At 28.9% G+C, this 15,337-nt stretch carries 18 protein-coding genes and 1 riboswitch; of the genes, 16 read left to right on the forward strand and 2 right to left on the reverse strand.

The genetic code is table 11. From position 1 onward, the window contains the following. Positions 1–143: 143 nt before the first annotated feature. Positions 144–608: a LiaF transmembrane domain-containing protein gene (locus BLS00_RS05680; RefSeq protein WP_091403545.1), complete on the reverse strand. Its 465-nt coding sequence runs from the start codon at positions 606–608 to the stop codon at positions 144–146. 140 nt (positions 609–748) lie between these two features. Between BLS00_RS05680 and BLS00_RS05685 the strand changes: the two genes are divergently transcribed. The 16 genes from BLS00_RS05685 to BLS00_RS05760 all read left to right on the forward strand — a co-directional run bounded on the left by BLS00_RS05685 (position 749) and on the right by BLS00_RS05760 (position 14,594). Next, the gene (locus BLS00_RS05685; protein ID WP_091403547.1) at positions 749–1,882 is read left to right on the forward strand and encodes an aldo/keto reductase; all 1,134 of its coding nucleotides are present in this window, start codon (positions 749–751) and stop codon (positions 1,880–1,882) included. A 137-nt stretch (positions 1,883–2,019) separates the two neighbouring features. After that, the gene (locus BLS00_RS05690; protein ID WP_091403549.1) at positions 2,020–2,421 is read left to right on the forward strand and encodes a hypothetical protein; all 402 of its coding nucleotides are present in this window, start codon (positions 2,020–2,022) and stop codon (positions 2,419–2,421) included. A 94-nt stretch (positions 2,422–2,515) separates the two neighbouring features. Beyond that, positions 2,516–2,965, forward strand: a complete 450-nt coding sequence (locus tag BLS00_RS05695) for a PspC domain-containing protein (RefSeq protein ID WP_205742437.1) — start codon at positions 2,516–2,518, stop codon at positions 2,963–2,965. Further along, positions 2,962–3,786 (forward strand): hypothetical protein, encoded by an 825-nt coding sequence (locus BLS00_RS05700; protein ID WP_091403552.1) that lies wholly within the window; start codon positions 2,962–2,964, stop codon positions 3,784–3,786. Before BLS00_RS05695 ends, BLS00_RS05700 begins: the two co-directional genes overlap by 4 nt. A 293-nt stretch (positions 3,787–4,079) precedes the next feature. After that, positions 4,080–4,430, forward strand: coding sequence for a chorismate mutase (gene aroH / locus BLS00_RS05705; protein WP_091403553.1), 351 nt, complete (start codon positions 4,080–4,082; stop codon positions 4,428–4,430). Continuing rightward, positions 4,423–5,226 carry a 3-deoxy-7-phosphoheptulonate synthase gene (aroF, locus tag BLS00_RS05710; protein ID WP_091403555.1) on the forward strand — a complete coding sequence of 268 codons (804 nt, stop codon included), beginning with the start codon at positions 4,423–4,425 and terminating at the stop codon, positions 5,224–5,226. Before aroH ends, aroF begins: the two co-directional genes overlap by 8 nt. Continuing rightward, the gene (gene aroA, locus BLS00_RS05715; protein ID WP_091403556.1) at positions 5,219–6,490 is read left to right on the forward strand and encodes a 3-phosphoshikimate 1-carboxyvinyltransferase; all 1,272 of its coding nucleotides are present in this window, start codon (positions 5,219–5,221) and stop codon (positions 6,488–6,490) included. Before aroF ends, aroA begins: the two co-directional genes overlap by 8 nt. A gap of 5 nt (positions 6,491–6,495) precedes the next feature. Beyond that, complete coding sequence (locus BLS00_RS05720) at positions 6,496–7,284, forward strand: shikimate dehydrogenase family protein (protein ID WP_091403558.1); 789 nt, start codon at positions 6,496–6,498, stop codon at positions 7,282–7,284. 10 nt (positions 7,285–7,294) lie between these two features. Continuing rightward, positions 7,295–7,993, forward strand: coding sequence for a YjjG family noncanonical pyrimidine nucleotidase (locus tag BLS00_RS05725; protein WP_091403560.1), 699 nt, complete (start codon positions 7,295–7,297; stop codon positions 7,991–7,993). Positions 7,994–8,106: 113 nt separating this feature from the next. Then, entirely contained in the window at positions 8,107–9,147 is a 1,041-nt protein-coding gene (gene aroC / locus BLS00_RS05730) for a chorismate synthase (protein ID WP_244885739.1), read from the forward strand. Between the two features lie 2 nt (positions 9,148–9,149). Then, entirely contained in the window at positions 9,150–10,628 is a 1,479-nt protein-coding gene (locus BLS00_RS05735) for a shikimate kinase (RefSeq protein WP_091403561.1), read from the forward strand. After that, entirely contained in the window at positions 10,625–11,053 is a 429-nt protein-coding gene (aroQ, locus tag BLS00_RS05740; protein WP_167849014.1) for a type II 3-dehydroquinate dehydratase, read from the forward strand. The genes BLS00_RS05735 and aroQ overlap by 4 nt, the downstream gene beginning before the upstream one ends. A gap of 21 nt (positions 11,054–11,074) precedes the next feature. Further along, positions 11,075–12,289 (forward strand): peptidase U32 family protein, encoded by a 1,215-nt coding sequence (locus tag BLS00_RS05745; protein WP_091403564.1) that lies wholly within the window; start codon positions 11,075–11,077, stop codon positions 12,287–12,289. 254 nt (positions 12,290–12,543) lie between these two features. Beyond that, complete coding sequence (locus tag BLS00_RS05750) at positions 12,544–12,957, forward strand: hypothetical protein (protein WP_091403567.1); 414 nt, start codon at positions 12,544–12,546, stop codon at positions 12,955–12,957. Positions 12,958–13,005: 48 nt separating this feature from the next. Further along, the gene (locus BLS00_RS05755) at positions 13,006–13,614 is read left to right on the forward strand and encodes a CPBP family intramembrane glutamic endopeptidase (RefSeq protein WP_091403569.1); all 609 of its coding nucleotides are present in this window, start codon (positions 13,006–13,008) and stop codon (positions 13,612–13,614) included. Beyond that, positions 13,611–14,594: a hypothetical protein gene (locus tag BLS00_RS05760; RefSeq protein WP_091403571.1), complete on the forward strand. Its 984-nt coding sequence runs from the start codon at positions 13,611–13,613 to the stop codon at positions 14,592–14,594. Before BLS00_RS05755 ends, BLS00_RS05760 begins: the two co-directional genes overlap by 4 nt. 21 nt (positions 14,595–14,615) lie before the next feature. Here the strand turns inward: BLS00_RS05760 and BLS00_RS05765 are convergent, their stop codons facing one another. Then, positions 14,616–15,161: a folate family ECF transporter S component gene (locus BLS00_RS05765; RefSeq protein ID WP_091403574.1), complete on the reverse strand. Its 546-nt coding sequence runs from the start codon at positions 15,159–15,161 to the stop codon at positions 14,616–14,618. A gap of 65 nt (positions 15,162–15,226) precedes the next feature. Continuing rightward, a riboswitch (THF riboswitch) is annotated at positions 15,227–15,330 on the reverse strand. Positions 15,331–15,337: the final 7 nt, after the last annotated feature.

Below are 15,337 nucleotides of genomic sequence, written 5' to 3' on the forward strand. Positions count from 1 at the left end.
CAGGATTATTTTATAGAATATAGATAAATAAAGACTTTATTTAAGTATTCGGATTAATAACCTTTTATCAATAAAGCTGGTAGTCCCGTGGGGCTGCCATAAAGAAAACAAGATTAGAAACTACTTTCTAATCTTGTTTTTTATTATTTTCTTCTTTTGAATAGTATTAATAGTCCCATTAATATGAATATAAAACCGATTAAAGCTCCGCCAACTTCTGTTGTTGTAAGATTTGTTAGCAAGAATATTAACCCAATTACAGATAATATTCCTATCGGAACGAACAGTCCTCGTTCCCTTTTCCCAAAAAAGTATAATTGGAAAAGACCAAAAGCGGGAGCTAGAATGAATATAGGCCATAAAATATCCATATATCGGAAATCTGTGAATATATTAAAGTAAAAAAATGTACCCAATATTATTAATATCCCTGCAGGTACAAGCTCTCCGGCATCGTTTGAATTTTTCTTCTCAAAAAAGTCTATTTCCATGCTCAAGCCAGGTATCAATATAAATAACGGCCAAATATATTCCCATATATTTTTGTCATCAAAAACGCCAAAAATTAACAAAACACCTATTGCTAAAAACAATAATCCGTAAATCATCTTGTTTAAATTTTTAATTTTAACCACCTCCATAATTTTATTTTTTCTATTATACTATATTAACATTTATTATGTTTTAGAATATTCACTTGATAATAGTAAGGTTTTCGTATTATAATTGATATAAGGAGGGATAATGTATGCAGTACAGAGAAATGGGAAACACTGGAGAAAAAGTTTCAGCTCTTGGATTTGGTTGTATGAGATTTCAAACAATCGGCGAAGGTAATGAAAACATTGACGAAGATTTGTCAATAAAGCAACTAAGACATGCCATTGATAAAGGAGTTAACTATGTTGACACGGCTTATCCTTATCATGGTGGAAATAGTGAATTATTAGTTGCTAAAGCCCTTAAAGATGGATACAGAGAAAAAGTTTATCTTGCAGATAAATTGCCTTCTTGGTTGATCAAAAGTAGAGAAGATATGGACAAATATTTGGATGAACAACTTGAAAAATTAGAAACGGACTATATTGATTTTTTCCTTCTTCATGCTTTATCAAAAGATAGATGGGACAATTATCTTAAACACAATGTGTTTGACTTTATAGAAAAGGCAAAAGAGTCCGGGAAAATAAAACATATTGGTTTTTCTTTCCATGATGAGTTGTCTGTTTTCAAAGAGATTGTGGATGCTTATAATTGGGACTTTTGCCAAATTCAATACAACTTCATGGATGAAGATTATCAAGCAGGTTTAGAAGGCCTAAATTATGCTGCAGATAAAGGACTTGGAGTTGTTGTAATGGAACCTCTTAAAGGAGGAAGTTTAACAAGAAATCTTCCTGAAGATATTGAAAAAATTTGGAATTCAGCAGATATAAAAAGATCCCCAGCTGAATGGGCGCTAAGATTTGTATGGAATAACCCAAAAGTTAGTTTATTATTAAGTGGTATGAATCAGTTCGATCATATTGATGAAAATATTAGAGTAGCTGAAGATGCACTTCCAAATAGTTTAACAGATAAAGAACTTGGAATTATAGAAGAAGTAAGAAAAGTGTATGATAATAGAATAAAAGTAGACTGTACAAGCTGTAAATATTGTTTACCTTGCCCAGAAGGGGTCATGATTCCAAACGTTTTTTCACTATACAACAATGCAAGTATATATAATACTTGGGAATCACAAAAGAGAGGTTATGCTAATTTAGAAAGTCAGGGAAAGGCAGCTGATAATTGTATAGAATGTGGCCTATGTGAAGAATCTTGTCCACAGCACATACCTATTAGAGAAAAGTTAAAAGAAGCAAGAGTAGCTTTGACATAAATTAAATGCCGAATCATCAGATTCGGCATTTTTTTGTATATATTTTTAAAGACAATGTTTTAAAGATATTTTCACTAACACAATATTTTTATTTTTGTTATAATTTATACAATGCTATTATAAAAGGAGATGGTAGTATGAAGAAACTTACTATTGTATTAATTTTATTTATTGGAGTTTTAAGTTTTTCTCTTAACTCAGAGAAGATAGTCCTCGCAGGTAATAATATTTTTGATTATGAAATAATAGAAAGCATAAAAGTTGAAATAAACAGTAATTTTGAAGGTAGGGATTTCAAGCCTTACATATCTTTTTCTTTTGAAACTGATAAAACGATTTACAACTACAACTTTTTTATAAACACTCGTTCTATTAACCCCACTTATAAAGATTTGATCGATGAGGACAAATATATATCTTCTGGTTTGTTAAAAGACTTGCCGATAAAATACGATTTTTTATCCAATTTTGCAAAACAAATAGCAGGTGATAACAAAGTTATAGATATATACAACATAACAAAAAGCATAATATATTAATTTGTGTAATATTTAATTAATTAAAAATTAAATTCAAGAAAATAATAGTGTATTATAATTATCATACACAACAACAATTAAGGGGATGAATATTATGCATAGACTTTATAAATCGAGGAAAAATAAAGTTATCGACGGTGTGTGCGGGGGTGTTGGGGAATATTTTGGAATCGACCCAGTTATTATAAGATTGTTATGGGTAGCGTTGTTTTTTGCCTATGGTTCGGGGATAATATTGTATATTATTGCAATGATAATTATTCCACCAGAACCAATTAGAAATGATTTTGATGATAAAGAAAAAGATTTTAAAGATGAGTACAAAACTAACACTTCTAATGGGGGAAAATTTAATACTCCAGACAAAAGGATTATAAGCATTATTTTGGCACTATTTTTAATATTTCTTGGGGTTTCTTTGATGATAAGCCTTCTAACTCCTATAAATTTCTTTGCCATATCTTGGAGAATTTTAATCAGCATAGTCCTTATTTTTATTGGTGGTGCTATGGTTTATGGATTTATAAGGGAGAATAAAAAATGAGGTTATTTTTTGGAATATTACTCGCAATAATTGGCTTTACACTTTTATTTGGAATATTTTCTGTAGACATTGTTTTAAGAATTTTCAGCAATTTTTTCAACGCTTGGCCAATTATCTTTGTTTTTATAGGTATAAGCATTCTTTCTGGAATAAAGAGCCTTAAATGGGTTAGATATATCAACTACGCTTTGAGCATAGCGTTCGTTTTATACCTCGTTTTTGTTCCAATAGCCAATAGAGAAGATATGTTCAACGGGAATTTTGAAATACCTATAAACGAAAATTATTCAAATTATGATATTCAGATCGATTTTGCCACTATAAACCTTGACATAAGATATCATGAAGAAAATTACATAGATTTTCAATTTAAAGATAACAACAGTAAACCTGACTTTGAAATCAACGGGAACAGAATTAAAATAGAAAATACTTATTATTTCACAACAACTAATAACAGTAAAATAATTGTACATCTTCCTGAAAATATAGAATATGATTTTGACCTCAACTCAGCAATAGTTAACATGGGGGTTGAAGGTCACTCAAATTATATAAACGATTTAAAAGTTGATGCAGCCATTTCAAACATAAAAATGGAATCTGAGTTTTTTCCAATTAAGTTGAAGATCGATTCCAACACTGCTATTAACAACATTAAAATTTACTCTTCAAGAGAAACAACATACGACATAGACAAAAACGGACCTTTTATCAGCACTAAGGTTGATGATAATTTCATTAATAATAAAATTACTCCTAAAATAAAAATAGATAGTGATTCTGCTTTTGGAAATATAAAGTTAATAAGTTCAAAATAAAGTAAAATAATTCAAACAAAAGTAATGTTTTGACTTTTATATTAACATATGTTATAATAAGTTTAGGTTCGTAATCATATTCTCACCTTCCTCTATAGGTGGTATTATTTTACTTCAAAAAAGAGGGTTGGGGTAAAATTAATAACACCATGGATTAAAATGTGGAACTCAAAAGTTTGAGCGGGTTAATTCCCGCTCTTTTTTTATCTTGTATAATAGATTTTTGTTAAATGAAAGATATTTTTGATAAAATATAAAAAGAAGAGTTTTAAAAAATAATTTGGAGGTAAATAATGATTGCAATTAGAGGGGCTACATCTGTAGATAAAAATGAAAAAGAAGAAATTATGAAAAAAAGTATAGAACTTTTTGAACAAATTCAAAAACAAAACTATATAAATTCCATTACAAGTATCATAGTATCTGTCACTAAAGATATCACAGCATACAACCCAGCAACTGCAATAAGATATGAAGAAAATCTTATCAACACACCTTTAATGTGTGTACAAGAAGCTGAGATGGACAATAGCCCAAAGGGGATTATAAGGGTTCTCATCCACTGTGACAGCGCAACTCAAAAACATGTTTATTTACACAGAGCAAAGGAATTAAGACCCGATTTGGAGGATTTTAATGTTTGAGAAATTTCCAAAATTATCTTCAATAGACGAGAAAAAAATTTCTATAAAAGGAAAAGATTATTTTATAGACGATTTTGAAATAATCGCTGGTCCATGTTCTATAGAAGATGAACAGGTTATGGATGAAATATGTAGTTTTTTAAAAGATAATGATATTAAAATATTACGAGGTGGAGCTTTCAAACCGCGAACTTCTCCATATTCTTTTCAAGGAGGGGGGATCACCTCTTTGGAAATAATGAAAAAATATTCAGAAAAATACGATTTGATAACTTTGACAGAGGCATTGGGCTTTGACTCTTTTGAAATAGTTAGAGATATTACAGACATAATTCAAATAGGTTCCAGAAATTCTCAAAATTTTGAGTTGTTAAAGTTGGTAGGTAAACAGAAAAAGCCCGTACTTCTTAAAAGAGGATTTATGAATACTATAGAAGAATTTCTTTTTTCAGCAGAATACATAGCCAGTGAGGGAAACAAAAACATAATTCTTTGTGAACGTGGAATAAGGACTTTTGAACCGAGTACCAGAAACACACTTGATTTAAATTCTATAGTCATGATTTCTCAAAATTTAAAAGTTCCTATAGTTTCTGACCCTAGCCACGCAGCTGGAAGAAGAGATCTTATAGAAAAATTATCTTATTCATCTTTCTGGGCTGGTGCAGATGGGATAATGTTGGAAATACATCCAAATCCTGAAAAAGCCATATCAGACGGTCAGCAAACGATAGACTTCAAAACCCTTGAAAAGATCATAAAAAAAATTAAAGGATTTGAAGAACAAAATGTCTGAAATATTTATACCCCCTTTGAAGAAAAGGATTAAAAAAGAAATCAACGTTCCATCTGACAAATCGATAACTCACAGGGCTCTTTTGTTATCTTCAATTTCAAAGGGAAAATCTCAAATTTTCAACCCATTGATATCAGAAGATACAAAGAGGACCATCAATTTGGTAAAAGAATTGGGAGCAAAAGTAGATATAGGTGCAAATAAATGGGTTGTTACTCCACCAAAATCTTTTAACGTTGATTTTGATTTTTATTCTGGAAATTCTGGAACTACTACCAGAATTTCTTCTGGCCTTTTAGCCTCTATAGATGGGCATTTTACCATTTTGGGAGATGCATCATTATCTCAAAGGCCTATGAAAAGAATTATTGAGCCATTAAGCGAAATGGGGGCAAAAATCAGCTGTGAGAATTACAAACTTCCAATGACCATTATTGGTGGAAATCTAAGAGGGATTGATTATTGGCTGAAAATCCCAAGTGCCCAAGTAAAATCTTCCATAATGTTTGCAGCATTAAGAGCAACAGGGAAAACAACTATAAGAGGTGCTATTAATTCAAGAAACCACACAGAAATTATGTTTAAAAATTCTGGTGTAGATATTGAGATAAACGATAATTATATTGAAATAACCCCTTCACTACCAACAAGTTTAAATTATAGAATACCTGGGGACTTTTCTTCTGCTGCCTACTTCATAGCCATGGGATTGATTAGTAAAAAAGTTGATTTGATTATAAAAAGTGTGAACTTGAATAAAACAAGAACTGGTATGTTTCAAGTTCTCGAAAAAATGAATGCAAAGTTTGAGATTAAAAATTTTAAAAATGATATTGAACCTATAGGCGACATCGTCCCTGTATTTTCAAATATGATTAACCTTAAAAACATTGACGAAAATTTGATACCTTTTATGATAGATGAAATTCCAATTTTAGTTTTGATTCAATCTCAATCTGAAGGAAGGGTTATTTTTAAAAATCTTTCAGAACTGAGGAGAAAAGAAACCGATAGGATAAATGCTTTGGTTCAGAATTTCGAGAAAATAGGTGTGAAAATAGAAGAATTGAATGATGGATTTATAGTAGAAGGCCCTCAAGAAATTAAAGGTGGAGAAATAAACTCGTTCAATGACCACAGAATTTCAATGACTTTTGCTATTGCTGGATTGATAAGTAAAGAGGGAATTAAAATCAAAAATAGTAACTGTGTTGATGTTTCTTTTCCAAATTTCTTTGAAATTATTAAAGGCTTTTTTTCATAAGAGGAGTGATTAAAATTAGTAATTATGGAATTATTCAATATCCCAGAAAAAAAACATTATCTGAAGTTTTTTTTAGCAAGTATTTTGAGTTATTCGATAAAAATTCAAAATATGTGGGTCTCAACTTAAATAGAGAAAATTATGATAAATATATAGATAAAATACTTGAAAATACAAGGGGATTAAATGTCACAAACCCATACAAAATAGAAATAATGGGAAAACTTGATTATATTGATACAGACGCCAAAAAAATAGGTGCTGTAAACTGTATTATAGATTATAAGGGGTACAACACAGACTGGATTGGGTTTTATAAAAGTATAGAAAACGAAGAAATTTTTGATGATATCACTCTTTTTGGTGCCGGTGGTGCAGCAAGAGCTGTTATATATGGTCTAATAAAACGTGGAGTAAAACAAATTAATGTTATAAACAGAACAGTTTCAAAAATAGATGCATTAAAAGAGATATATCCAGAAATCGAAATTAAAAGCTTTGCTATGGATAAATTAGACGAAGTACTTTCAAAAACAGACACTTTTATAAACTGCACTCCACTTGGTTTGAAGAATGAGGAAATAGTTTCTTCATTTTCTAAGAAAAACAAATTTGTTTATGATGTAAACTACAGAGAAACTCCTTTAATAGAAAAAGCAAAATATCATGATTTGAAATATAAAAATGGGGTTGATTTTTGGAAATTTCAGGCAATTGAAAACATGAAGATTTGGGACTTATATAACGAGGATAAGTTTAACAGCGTTTTTAAATGGTTAAAAAATAAATTGTGAGGTGTAATTTATGGTAAAAAATATCGATTTTATATTTTTTGATTTAGATCACACTCTTTGGGATTTTGAATCTAATTCAAAAATAGCTTTGAAGAATACTTTTGATAAGTTTGTACAAAATAGATACCCTTTGATAACTTACAAAAACTATGAACAAACTTATGAAGCAATCAATTTAGACTTATGGGATAAATATAGAAAAAAACTTATAACTGTTGAAGATTTAAAAATGAAGAGGTTTAAAAATACTTTTGAAAAATTTGATGTACGACTCAACGATTCAGCAATTGAAGAAATAAACGAGTTTTATCTTTTTGATTTATCTGAGCAAACTGCACTAATAGAACATACAGAATATATTTTAGAAAAACTATCAAAAAAATATGAATTGGGAATATTGACCAACGGTTTTAAAGAAACTCAGATCAGAAAAATGAAAAACAGCGGGATAGATAAATATTTCTCGGTTTTAGTTTCTTCTGACGAAGCGAACGCGATAAAACCGGATAGAAAAATTTTCGATTATGCAGTTAACGAAACTAAACACAAGCATGAAAACATTTTATACATCGGCGATGATCTTGAAAATGATATAATTGCAGGTAAAAAAGCAGGATTACAAGGCATTTGGTTAAACATATTATCCGATGAAAGACACCCAGAAGTTGAAACTATATTATCTTTAAAAGAATTAGAAACACTACTTTAATTTAAATGGTGAGAATACAAGATGTATTCTCACTTTTTTGTTATAATAATATAAATAAGAATAAAAGTCAGGTGATTATTATTTTTAGTATATCTGGGGATTCTCACGGGAAAATGATGGTTGGAACATTGGAAAAATTTCCAGCAGGAATAAAAATAAATATAGATTATATAAACAAAGAACTTGAAAAAAGACAAATGGGTTATGGCCGAGGTAAGAGAATGTCTATAGAAAAAGATTCTGTAGACATTATTTCTGGACTGTGGAAAGGAGTTACCACTGGTGCTCCTATATCTTTTGTTATAAAAAACCTTGCTGATAACACAGAGAAAGAAGAAAGAAGTATACCAAGGCCTGGACATGGTGATTATTCTGCATTTAAAAAATATAAACTGGATAATTTGAACATTTATGCTGAGAGAAACTCTGCAAGATGGACTTCTGTAATAACTGCATTGGGTAGTATATCCAAACAGTTTCTCAATCACTTGAATATAGATACTGTAAGCTACGTCTACTCTCTTGGGAGAATCTTAGATGAAAATAATTATGATTTTGATTTTGTTAAAGAAAACAAAAACATACATACTGGATCACCAAACGAAGAATATTCTAAACTGTTTAAAAAAGAAATAGATAATTTTTTAAAAAATTCTTTAGGAGGGAAAATAAGGGTAATAGCAAAAAATATAAAACCAGGAATAGGAGATTATTCAAACCTTTTTGATAGAATAGATTCAAAAATAGGGAAGTACTTTTTTGCGATTCCGTCTGTAAAAGGTGTAGTCATAGGGGCAGAAAATTTCCATTTACCTGGAACACATTATAACGATGAATTTTACTTTGAAAACAATGAAATATCCAGAAAATCAAATTCAGCTGGTGGCATTGAAGCAGGCTTTACAAATGGAGAAAACATAGTTGTGAATGTTTATGCCAAACCAATACCAACTGTTTTAGAACCAATGGATTCTGTTGATTTAAAAAATAATAATAACGCCAAAACAAAATATATAAGATCAGACACAACAGCCGTTCCAGCCCTAAGTGTAATACTAAAAAATGTTATGAACCTAATGCTTTTTGAGGCTATTATAGAAAATTTTGGTACAGGAAATTACAAAGACATAGTAAAAAGATACCAGGAGTTTTGATTATGCAAATATTTTTAATCGGTTTAAGTGGAGTTGGAAAAACAACACTTGGTAAAAAGCTATCAAAAATATTAGATATAGATTTTTTAGACATGGACGAAATAATTGAAAAACAGAATAATATGAAGATAAAAGATATTTTTAATAAATATGGTGAATCTCGTTTTAGAGATTTGGAATCTGAACTTTTGTTTTCTTTAAACAATAAAGAGGGCATTATTGCAACTGGTGGGGGAGTAATTTTAAACAAGAAAAACAGAAAATTCTTGAAAGAAAAAAAGTCTTTTTTCATTTATAAGGATATAGATGAAATAATAAACAATCTTGAAATATCACACAGACCACTTTTAAAAGATAGAAACAGTCTTTTAGATTTGTGGGAGAAAAGAAAAAATATATACAATGAGTTTTATAAAATAGATATTTCTGGCTTGAATATTCAAGAATCAACTGCTAAAATTTTGAACACATTTTTTGTAAAAGAATACAAAATTGTAGATAAAGAGATACAGAATACATTTTTAAAAAATAAATTAGACGAAGATTTTTTGAATAAAAAAATCATCATTTCTGATGACAAGTTTCACAGCATTTTCTTTTCAAAATACAAGGGGAAGAACATTTTCAAAATAAAAGAGCCAGAAAAAAACAAAAAAATGGAAACAATTATGGATATAATAGACTTTTTTATAGAAAATGACGTAGATAGATCAAATCTGATTGAGATTTACGGTGGTGGTGCGGTAACAGACATTGCTGCTTTTGCCTGTTCTATTTATAAAAGAGGAATTAAATATTCCCTGAATCCAACGACATTATTGTCTCAAGTGGATGCTTCAATAGGTGGGAAAAATGGGGTTAATTACAGAAAATACAAGAACATTATAGGAAATATAAACATCCCCGAAAAGACATATATAAATACAAACTATATAATGTCACTGGACGATACTGAATACATAAACGGATTGATAGAGATAATAAAAATATTCATCTTAACAGAACAAAACATTGACATTTTTTTAGATAAAAAAGAAAAAATTGAAAAAAGAAATCTCGATTTCATGACTGATTTAATAGTTAAAAGCGTTAAGAAAAAAATCAACTTCGTATCAAAGGATAAAACAGATAAAAATATAAGAATGGCTTTGAATTATGGGCACACACTTGGGCATGCATTTGAAAGTATCACTGATAACAAACACGGTGTTTCTGTAGCATGGGGTATTAAAAAAGAAAATTTAATTTCTAAAAAAATGGGTTTTTTATGTGCACATGATTTCAACACAATAAATGAGTTATTGAATTTATATATAGATAATGAAATTTTAAATATGGAATTAGAAAAAGATGATCTGTTGAAATATCTAAGAAAAGACAAAAAAACTGATTCAGGTAAGATAAAGATACCTTTATTAAAAAAGATTGGAGAGTTCTATTTTGTTGAAATCTCTCCAGAAGAAGTGGTGGATTTATTATGAAAATAAAAATTATAAACGGGCCCAATCTCAATATGCTTTGGAAAAGAGATAAAAAAATTTATGGAGAAAAGACATATAAAGATTTGTGCGATGATCTGATGAAATATTCAAAAGATAGAAATTTTGAACTGGAAATATTCCAATCAAATCATGAAGGCGATATAATAGACTCTATACAAAAATTAGACTATGATGCTCTCATAATAAATGCTGGAGCATATTCTCATTATTCTTACGCTATTAGAGATGCTCTCGAATTGGTTGAGGCACCAAAAATAGAATTACACATTTCAAATATTTATAGCAGAGAAGATTTTAGAAAAAAGTCTGTTATATCAGAAGTTTGTAATTCTGTAATTTCTGGATTTGGAACAAAAGGATATTTTATAGCAATTGATTATTTGAAATCTAAATTGGAGAAATAATATTGAAAGGATGATATAAAATTGAAAAAAATAGAACTGTTGTCACCTGCTGGTAATTACGAAAAATTGGATATGGTGTATAGATATGGTGCTGATGCTGCTTATATTGGAGGAAAAATGTTCAACCTCAGAGCTTTTGCAGATAACTTCAACGATGCTGAACTTGAAAATGCTGTAAAACTGGCTCATTCTTTGAACAAAAAGCTTTATGTCACTTTAAACATTATCCCTCACAACAACGATTTGGAAAGAATGCCTGAATATGTAAAATATTTAGACACTCTTGGGTTAGACGGAATCATAGTTGCTGACATGGGAGTTTTTCAAATAGTAAAAGAAAACAGCAATATTCCTATAAACATAAGCACTCAGGCAAGCAACACAAACTGGGCAAGTGTTAAAATGTGGAAAGATCTTGGCGCAAAAAGAGTTATTCTTGCAAGAGAAGTTTCAATTAAAGAAATAAGAGAGATAAGAGACAAAGTGCCGGATATAGAGTTAGAAGCTTTTGTCCACGGAGCAATGTGTATGTCTATTTCTGGAAGATGTCTTTTGAGCAATTACATGACAGGAAGAGACGCTAACAGAGGAGCTTGTGCCCAACCTTGTAGATGGAAATACAATCTGGTTGAAGAAAAAAGACCTGGACAGTACTTCCCAATAGGTGAAGATGAAAGAGGAACATATATAATGAATTCTAAAGACCTTTGTACTATAGAATTTTTAGACCAAATGATAGATGCTGGTTTGGATAGTCTGAAAATAGAAGGAAGAATGAAGGGAATTTATTACGCAGCAACAACCACAAAAATATACAGACAGGCAATTGATGAATATTATGAAAAAAAATGGGAGTTCAAGCAGAAATGGCTCGACGAACTAATGACAATAAGCCACAGAAATTATACTTCTGGATTTTATTTCAAAAAACCAGGAACAGAGGATCATAATTATGATTCTTCTGCTTATAAGCATACACATAAATTGGTGGCTAAAGTCTTGAAAGATTTGGGAGATGATCATTACCTCCTTGAAGTGAGAAATAAACTCAATGTTGGAGATGAAGTTGAAATTATCCAACCAAAAGGAGACCCAATTAAAATCAATTTCCCCGAAATGCAGAATAATAAAAACGGAGAAAATATTGTTTCAGCAAATCCAAATACAATAATAAAAATAAAAACAGAGTTAGATCTTTCCGAAAAAGATATGATAAGAAAAAAAGTTATAAAATAATAATTATATAAAAAGTAAGAGGGGCTTGAAATAATTAAGCTCCTCTTTTTTATACTTTTATTCGTATATCAAATAAAACTATTTCAATAAAAATTAAATAATCATCTTTGATATTTTTTACATCATTAACATTTTATTGATGATGACGTTTATTTTTACATATATTTTACTTTAATGTTTTTAATATTTTAATTATTATTATTATTATTATTATGTAAATGCATTTACAAATTATAATTATTGAGGTGGTTTTTATGAAAAAAATTATGCTTGTTATGTTCATTATGGTTATATTAATTTCTTCTTTCGCATTTTCACAAAATAATTCAATCACAGATAATTCTTTAGTTGACTTGAAAAGTCATAACATAGTAACTCCAGATGGTGTTGGTTATTTATATTTTGTTGAGGCAACAAAGAAAATAGGTATTGAATTATTAGTAGGCGCTATTATAGAAGAAACAGAGAAAGTTTTTGTAGCTACTGCTAAAGCACTTGATGGTTATTTTACTGCAAAAGCTGAGGCCAAGAGATTATTGGAAATAAAAATAAATTCTTATTTATCTCAATTACCTTACCCAGTAAATGATGTCAGAACATTAAGTTCTAGTAGCAGACAGTGGAGAACATTATCTCCCTATAGTGAGCCGATTATTAATTATGAATAAATTTTATATGGAGGGGGTAACCCCTCTTTTAATTATTGGGGTGATTAAATGAAAAAGGAAAAAATATTTTTAATTGCTATTTTTTTGGTTAGTGTTTTTTTATTCTGGAATATTTATAATATTATTTTATTAACCTTTTACTTTTCTATTATATTTTTTATTTATTTTTATATCACAAAAGATTCTGAATCTATAAAATATCTTAAATTACCAAAATTAAAGAATCTTTCTTTTAACCTTTTATCAATTATATTATTATTTTATCTTCTTAGATTTTTCATAGCTATTATGTTCTCTTATGATTCTGTAAGCCCAATTTCAGTTATAGAAAATAATATATATGCTGTTATTATAGCTCCAATTTATGAGGAATTAATCATGAGATTTTTATTTTTTATAATTCTTATAAGAATTTTTGATTTTGTAAAAGATAAATTTTATGAAGAAATAATAATTGGCTTTATCATTTCAGTTGTTTTTTCTATCATGCACAGAGAACATTTTTTAATCTATTTTTTCTCTGGAATAGTTTTATATTATTCTTTTAGAAAAAGCAAAAGTATTTATATACCGATTTTTATTCATTTTATACATAATTATGCTACTTCTGTTGTTAATATATTGAACAATATTCAACTTGGTGGTGGGAAAATATGAAAAAGTTTTTAAAAGTATCTTTCAATATATTTTTAGTGATTTTTCTATTAACATCTCTGATTTTATTCCTAATGCAAATAGTAAATCCTAATAGTGGTTTTATACATTATTTGGAACAAAATAATTCTGTCCAATCACCAAATAAAATTTACAGTGAAAATGATAACTTGTTTATTTCAGAAAAACCTCTTATAGTAAAATACATTGATATTAAAAATTATGAAGAATATGAAATAAAACATTTTAAAAAGCTTAAAGATTTTATATTAAAAAACAATTTGAATTTTGAAATAATTATGGCAACAAACCGTGAATATAAGAATAATTATAACAAATTCAAATCTGAAAATAAAATCGAAAAAATATACTATTATGAATCAGATAAAATTATTAGAAATACTGTTTTGTTTGAGGAAAACAATATTCTATTTGATTATAATGATAAATATATAGATTTAGACAAATTAATGCTGAACTTAATAAACTATGAAAATAATAACGATTTTTATTTTCCAAAACAAATTTATACAAATGACAACATTGATAAACTTAATGTTGCTGGAGAAAAATTTTATAAAAATAATTATTTTAAAGCTATTATCTATGAAGACATATTGAATGACTCCTTTTATTTAACTCTCACAACAATAGATGATGTTTCAAAAAAATTGGGGAAAGAATTTGAAGTTCAATTAGTTTTATACTACAACGAAAGATTGTATAAAAATAAAATGTTTAACTATAATAATTCTGAATTAACTACTTTAGAATATATAGAAGAACTAAAATATGATAATCCTAATATCCGTTTTCATGTTGTTTATGATAAGGATTTTGAATATGAATTAAATATTAATACTGGAAAAATATTTTTAGTAAATAATGAAGGTAAGATCGAATATATTTTTAACAGCAAAATTGATGAAAGTAATAAAATTTTTCATGAATATCTGGAAAAAATAAACAAAAAAGAACTATAAAAAAGAGGGGCTTGAAATTAATCAAGCCTCTCTGGTTTTATGTGTCATATATAATTTTTGTATTCCTCTTTCGTTTATAACTTTTGTCAGCCACACATATATTGGAATGTTTATTGCCTGTCCTACTAATCTTGGGATTATTGTAACAGTCATTGGTATCTCAAATAGCAATTGTAAGAAATATGGGGTCAACAATAAAGACGTTATTATTTGTCCAATTGATATGGCTAAAATCAAGTTCAACCAAGTTGATTTATTCCTTAGCATATAAATATATATAAATCCTGGAATTGCACCTGTTAAAGCTGCTGTTAGAGTGAAATGCGGCATATAAGGGCCCATTGGATTTATCAAAAAACCAAGTATGTCAGTTATAGCTCCAATTATTCCGCCGGCTAAAGGGCCAAGGATAATACCGCCAAAAATAGCTGGGAATCCACCAAAACCTATTCTGACTCCTTCTATACTTCCAATTGCAAATCTCAGGCTTAAAAACCTTGTCAAAACTATGCCAAGCCCCACTAAAAGAGCCATCAATACAATTCTTCGCGTTAAATTGATATTCATAGCTTCACCTCCTTTTCTTTGGATTATGGCAGAACCTCACCAAAGAAAAGAAGTTTATCTTTGGTGACAGCGGACGCAATGTCAAACCGCATCCTTTTAAAAAAAGGAGTTTCGTCCCAAGGCAACGTCCCATCCTTGAGCACTATTAACGCTTGACATCTACTCTGCCACTTGAT

The organism is Geotoga petraea (assembly GCF_900102615.1).
GTDB classification, from domain to species: domain Bacteria; phylum Thermotogota; class Thermotogae; order Petrotogales; family Petrotogaceae; genus Geotoga; species Geotoga petraea.